Annotated in this window: 3 protein-coding genes; all 3 read right to left on the bottom strand. The window is 69.0% G+C overall.

The window, feature by feature from the left end; translation table 11 throughout:
- Nucleotide 1: 1 nt before the first annotated feature.
- From KXD96_RS11625 to KXD96_RS11635, 3 genes are read right to left on the bottom strand one after another with little or no spacing between them, the layout of a single operon-like run.
- The gene (locus KXD96_RS11625; RefSeq protein WP_260744689.1) at nt 2-814 is read right to left on the bottom strand and encodes an ABC transporter permease; all 813 of its coding nucleotides are present in this window, start codon (nt 812-814) and stop codon (nt 2-4) included.
- Nucleotides 811-1,812 (bottom strand): ATP-binding cassette domain-containing protein, encoded by a 1,002-nt coding sequence (locus tag KXD96_RS11630; protein ID WP_260744690.1) that lies wholly within the window; start codon nt 1,810-1,812, stop codon nt 811-813. The genes KXD96_RS11625 and KXD96_RS11630 overlap by 4 nt, the downstream gene beginning before the upstream one ends.
- 10 nt (nt 1,813-1,822) lie before the next feature.
- Nucleotides 1,823-6,232: a type I polyketide synthase gene (locus tag KXD96_RS11635; RefSeq protein ID WP_260744691.1), complete on the bottom strand. Its 4,410-nt coding sequence runs from the start codon at nt 6,230-6,232 to the stop codon at nt 1,823-1,825.
- Nucleotide 6,233: the final 1 nt, after the last annotated feature.

Consider the following 6,233-nt stretch of genomic DNA (forward strand, 5'->3'; position numbering starts at 1 on the left):
GTCATTTCGCCCGCCTGGCCAACACGATCGCCGATGTCGGTACGAGCAAGACCGTCAGCCCGCATAACCACCCCAGCGTCGGTGCCATCACCGGCCACGTCACCGATCCGCCGTACGGAGCGGCGTCGCCGGCCAGGGCGCGCAAAGCGATCACGAACTGGGACACCGGCTGGTTGCGGACCATCGGCTGGATCCAGTGCGGAAACTGCTGTGCGGGTTGGACTCCGGTGGACAGCAGCCCGAAGATCAACGGCGGCAGGATGAGCAGCGGCGTCATGGCTTGCGGGTTGCGGGTTCCGGTGCCGATCAGGTCGGCGCCGAAGGACAACATCGACCCGATCGCCACCACCAACACGCAAAAGGCGGCGATGTAGATCGCCGAGCGGTGAAACCGGAACCCGATCACGTAGCCACAGATCACCGCGACGAGCACCGAAATGGTGCACCGGTACACCGCGGCCGAGATGCGGGCGCCCACCGGGGCGAACGGAGCCATCGGCATGGATCTGAACCGCCGATTGATGCCCTGCACCGAATCGGTCGCGGCCCGAAACGCCGTCGACATCGCGGCGAAGGTGATCGCCTGCAGCGCGATCAACGGCATCACGTATTGCGCGTAGCTGCTGGACAGTCCCTTGGTCGCGGTGCCCATGACCTGGTGCAGCGGGATGTAGAAGCCGGCCGTGAAGACCACCGAGGACGCGACGGTCACGATCAGCTCGCCGTTGCGCAACGTCGGTGCGATGAAGCGGGTGGTGAGCACCCACCACTGCGTCAGCGTGGACAGGTGGCGCTCGGTGGTGGTGGCGGTCACCCGACGGCCTGGGTCGCGACGGGTGTGCGCGCGGCGGGGGATTCGTCCGTCAGCGCGAGGAATACGTCGTCGAGCGACGGGCGCCGCAGGGCCACGTCGGCCACGTCGATGCTGGCGGCGGCCAGTCGCCCGACGGCTTCGACGAGTGTGTTGGCACCGTCCGGCGCGGGTATGGCGATCCGATCCGAATCCGATGTCAGGGTCGCCCTGATCTTGTCCGGCACCAGCGGGCCGAGGACGTCAGCGATCGCGCGCAGATCCGCGAGCCGCCGCGGCACGATCTCGCAGTAGCTGCCGCCGGTGCGCTCCTTGAGCTCGTCGGCCGTTCCCTCGGCGATGACCCGGCCGTGGTCGATCACGACGATCCGGTCGGCCAGCGCGTCGGCCTCCTCGAGGTACTGCGTCGTCAGCAGGGTGGCGATGCCCGCATCCTTGAACTTGCCGACCAGGTCCCAAATGCTCTGCCTGCTACGCGGATCCAGCCCGGTCGTCGGCTCATCCAGAAAGACCACCTGGGGCCGGACCACCAGCCCGCAGGCGATGTCGATGCGACGGCGCATGCCGCCGGAGTAGGTCTTCACCCGCCGGCCGGCCGCATATGCCAGGTCGAATTCGTCGATGAGCTGCTTGGCGCGGGCGCGGGCCGCCGACTTGCTCAATCCGAACAGCCGACCGAACATGACCAGGTTCTCGGTCCCGCTGAGCATGTCGTCGATGGCCACTTGCTGTCCGGTGAGCATGATCGATCGGCGCACCCCGGCCGGCTCGGCGACGACGTCGTAACCGGCGACCACCGCGCGGCCGCTGTCCGGCCGGCTCAGGGTCGATAAGACGTCGACGAGCGTCGTCTTGCCCGCGCCGTTCGGCCCGAGCAGGCCGAGCACCTCGCCGCGATCGACTTCAAAGCTGACCTCGTGCAAGGCCACGAAGTCGCCGAAGGTCTTGCGAACCTTGTCGACGACGACCGCCTTGTCAGTCGCTCTGCGTGCGTGCCTCACTGCCTTCCCCTCAACTCGCGTCCAGGGCCGACAAGTCCACCAACGCCAATTCCACTGGCTGCGCGCCCATGTCGGCGCCCGGGACGGCGGTGATGGCGTCCCCGATCAGCTCCCGCAGCGCCGCCGGGAAACGCCGTGCCAGCTCTTCGGCGCGCGCGCCCTGCACTCGGCGGGTGTCGTACCACCAATCGAGGTGCAGCGCGCCGGAGTGGCGGTACACCCGAAACTCGATCGCATGACCCAGGCCCGGAATCGTGTCGCGCACCGGCATGGCCGCGTCAGAGTCGAATTGCACCGGCGCGTCGATGGGCGGGAACTCCGGGATCATGCCGACGTACCGGAAGTGGATGTCGGCGGTGGGCGCGGCCGAAAGCGCCCGCGCGGTCGGGGCGTAGAGATGCCGCAGCAGGCCGTAGCCGATCCCGTAGTGCGGAACGGACTTGAGAGTGTCGCGAACGGCGGTCAGCAGCTCGGTCGCGCCGGTGTCGTCGGTCGTCGCGCATCGAAGCGGGACCGGGTACACCGTGGTGAACCGGCCGATGGTTCTGCGCAGATCGACGTCGGGGCGCAGCACCGAACGGCCGGCCCCTTCCAAGTCGACGGCGACGACGCCGGTGCCGATGGTCTCCGCGATCGTCCTAGCCAGCGCCGCGAGCAGGATTTCGTCGACGGACCACCCGAGCGCGCGGCGCGCGTCGTCGACCTCGGAGGTCTGCTCGGCGGTGAGCGTCGACGACACCTTGGCCAGGTCGTCACTGTCGGGCCGGCCGGTGACATCCGGGTCAGCCGGCCGCAGCGTCGCCTGGCTCGAGCTCTGAAGCCAGAAGTCGCGCGTATCGAGCACCGCCGGGTGCGTCGCGAGGCCGGCGGTGCGCAACGACCAGTCCCGCCAGGAGGCGGTGGCCGGGGGCAGCGAGATCTGTTCGCCCGCCAGGCGTTGGGTGAACGCGGTGAAGAGATCGGTGACCAGAACTTCGCGGGAAGTGGTGTCGGCCACGACCTCGTGCAGGGACAACGCGAGGTAGCCCGCGCCGTCCGGCCCCGAGATGTAGGCGGCGGTCAACGGCGCCCTCAGATCGTCCTGTGCCGTCAACTCGGCCGCGATGTCGAGCACCGCCGCCCGCTGCGCCCCGGAATCCGATCCGGTGTCGGCCAGTGTGTGGGAGGACAGCCGCTCGAATTCCCCTGGCGCCGCGATGCGTTGCACCCAGGTTCCCGCCTGCTCGACGAGCTGCAGGCGCAGCGCGTCGTGGTGGTTGGCCAACGCGGTGAGCACGGCCCGGGCGTCTTGAAGGCCGACTCCCGCGTCCAGGCGCAGGATCAGCGGGACGCGCCAGCTGCCCGCCTGCCGCACGCCGGTCTCGAGGAACTGCGCGACGTTCGGCGGAATGGCCGGATCAGAGGCGGCGTCAGGCGCTTTCGCCAACGAGCCCGCCGCGTACTTGGCGTCGACATGGGCCGCCAGGGCGGCCAGCGTCGGGTTTCCGTAGAGATCCTGCGGCGTGACGTCCAGCCCCGCGTTGGCGGCGTTGGTCGCGATGCCGATCGAGATCAAAGAATCACCGCCGAGGTCGAAGAAGTTGTCGTGGCGGCCGATCGAGTTGAGGCCCAGGCATTGCATCCAGATCTGCCGCAACGTCGCCTCGGTGTGCGACTGGCCGTTCGCCGGCACGTCGACGTGGGCGCCGTTGGTGGAAGCGCTCGGCGCCGCGGGTGCCTCGGCGGGCCGCTCGAGCCAGGCGATCGGTTTCGGGTCGACCCAATGCCGTTCGCGGGCAAAGGCGTAACCGGGCAGGGAAACCAGGCTCGGGGTCGGTCCCGTCAGGGCTTCCCATTCGACGCGCGCACCGGCCGCCCACAACTGGCCGAGCCCGAGCAAGAAGGTGTCCCGGTCGTCGACGTTCTGAATCGGGTGCCGCATGAGGCGAACCGCGCGGTGGCCACTCGACCACTTCGGGTGCCGGATTGCCGAGCCCGTCAGGCTTCCGCCGGGGCCCACCTCGACGAGGATGCGGTCGGGATCGGTCAGCAGCACGTCGAGCTCGTCGGCGAATCGGATGGTGGAACTGATCTGGCGCGCCCAGGTGGCCGGGTCGGTGACCTGTTCGTCCGACATCCAGGTGCCGGTGAGGTTGCTGAGCAGGGGCGTGTTCGGGCGGCGCAGCTCCACACCGGACAGGAAGTCGCCGAACTCCGCCGCCATGGAATCCATGGCGGCAGAATGGAAAGCGTGCGTTGCCCGCACCCGCCGGGCGGTGATGCCGCGCTCACGAAGGCGTTGGGTGAACGCGCGAATCTCGTCGTTGGGCCCCGCGACGACGCAGTTGCCGGGGTCGTTGACCGCGGCCAGGTCGACCCCGGGTGAGAGGAACTCCGCGATGTCGTCGGGACCCAGCGCGACGGCGACCATTGCGCCCGGCGGTGACTCGTGCATCAGGCGGGCGCGCAGCGACACCGACTTGATCGCCGTCGCCAGGTCGAACACCCCGGCCAGGGTGGCCGCGATGTATTCGCCCGTGCTGTAACCGATGTACGCCCCGGCGCGCAACCCGTAGGTGTCGGCCAACCGCGCGAGCGCGTACTCCACCGTGAACAGCGCCGGCTGGGAACGGTCGATGCGCTCCAGATCGGTGCTGGCGTCGCCGAATATCAACGCCCTCAGGTCGATGCCCATCTCGTCGCCGAATCCCGCGGCGCAGGCGTCGAAGTGTTCGGCGAACACGGGCTCGGTGTCGTAGAGGCCCTTGGCCATGCCGACGTGCTGGGCGCCCTGGCCGGGGAACATGAACACGACCCGCTTCGCGGCATCCTCACCGCCGTCGAGGGATTCGCCGACGAAGGCGTTGTCGTGCTCGGTGGCCCGCAGCACCGCGGCCGCATGCTCGCGGTCGTGCACCACGGCCGCCATGGTGAGGTGATGCTTGCGGCGCCCGGTGAGGGTATGGGCGACGTCGGCCAGCTCGGGGCCGTCCGGGGCGGCCAACGCGTCGGCGAGGGCGGCGCGCGACGCATCAAGCGCCGCAGCGGTTTGCGCCGACAGCAGCAGCACCTGGGGACCCGCTGGCACCGCGCGCTGCGGCGCCGCCGGCGCCTCCTCGAGCACGACGTGCACGTTGGTGCCGCCCACCCCGAACGAGCTGACCCCGGCCCTGCGCGCGCCTTCCCATTCCCAGGCGTCGTAGGTGCTGCGCACCTCGAACGGGGTCTCGTCGAGACGTAGCTCCGGGTTCGGACTGGTGAAGTGCAGCGTCCCGGGAATCGCCTTGTTCTTCAGGCACAGAATGGTTTTGACCAGACCCACGACTCCGGCCGCCACCTCGAGGTGGCCGATGTTGGACTTCACCGACCCGAGAACGCACGGGCCGGGCCGGGGTGTCTGCGACACGGCGAAAGCCGATCGCAGGCCCTGGACCTCGATGGGATCGCCCAGCGGCGTTCCGGTTCCGTGTGTCTCGACATAGCTCACGGTCGAGGAATCGATGCCGGCCACCGCGTGGGCTTCCGCGATGACATCGGCCTGGGCGGCCGGGTTCGGCGCCGCGTAGCCCATTTTCATCGATCCGTCGTTGTTGATCGCCGATCCGCGGATGACGGCGTGAATCCGGTCACCGGCGTCGAGGGCGGCCTGCAGGGGCTTGAGCGCCACGATGGCCACGCCGCTGCCGAAGACCGTGCCGTCGGCCCGCACGTCGAACGGCCTGCAATGCCCGACGGCCGACACCATGGCTCCCGGCGAGTTCCAGTACCCGACACGGTGGGGGACCGACAACGACACCCCTCCGGCGAGGGCCATGTCGCATTCGCCGCTGAGCAGGCTTTGGCAAGCCAGATGGACCGCCACCAGCGACGACGAGCATGCGGTCTGGACCGTGATGCTGGGGCCGCGCAGATCGAACTGATGGGATACCCGGGTTGCCAGGAAGTCCTTGTCGTTCTGCAGGAACAGGTTGAACTGCTCGAAGTTGAGTCCCGTGCCGGTGAAGGCGTCCTGGGCGCGGTGCGACGACAAGTTGTGCAGCAGATAGCCGCTGGGGGAGCTGGTCCCGTAGACGCCGATCGAACCGTCGAACCGTGCGGGGTCGCAGCCGGCGTCCTCGAACGCGTGCCAGGCGCACTGCAGGAACAACCGGTGCTGTGGGTCCAGCATCCGGGCGAGCTGGGGCGGGAACCCGAAGAACTCGGCGTCGAACTCGTCGAACCCGTCGACGATGGGCGCGCGCCGCACGTACGCCGGATTGGCCAGCACCTCGTCGCCGATCCCGGCGGCTTTGAGCTCCTGCTCGGACAGCGTGGTGATGGACTCCTTGCCGTGGCGCAGGTTGTCCCAGAATGCCGACACGTCGTTGGCGCCGGGGAATCGTCCGGCCATGCCGACCACCGCGATCGCGTTGGCCGGCAGATCCTCTAAAGATGCGCTCATT

The sequence above is a fragment of the Mycobacterium sp. SMC-2 genome, assembly GCF_025263485.1.
GTDB lineage: Bacteria > Actinomycetota > Actinomycetes > Mycobacteriales > Mycobacteriaceae > Mycobacterium.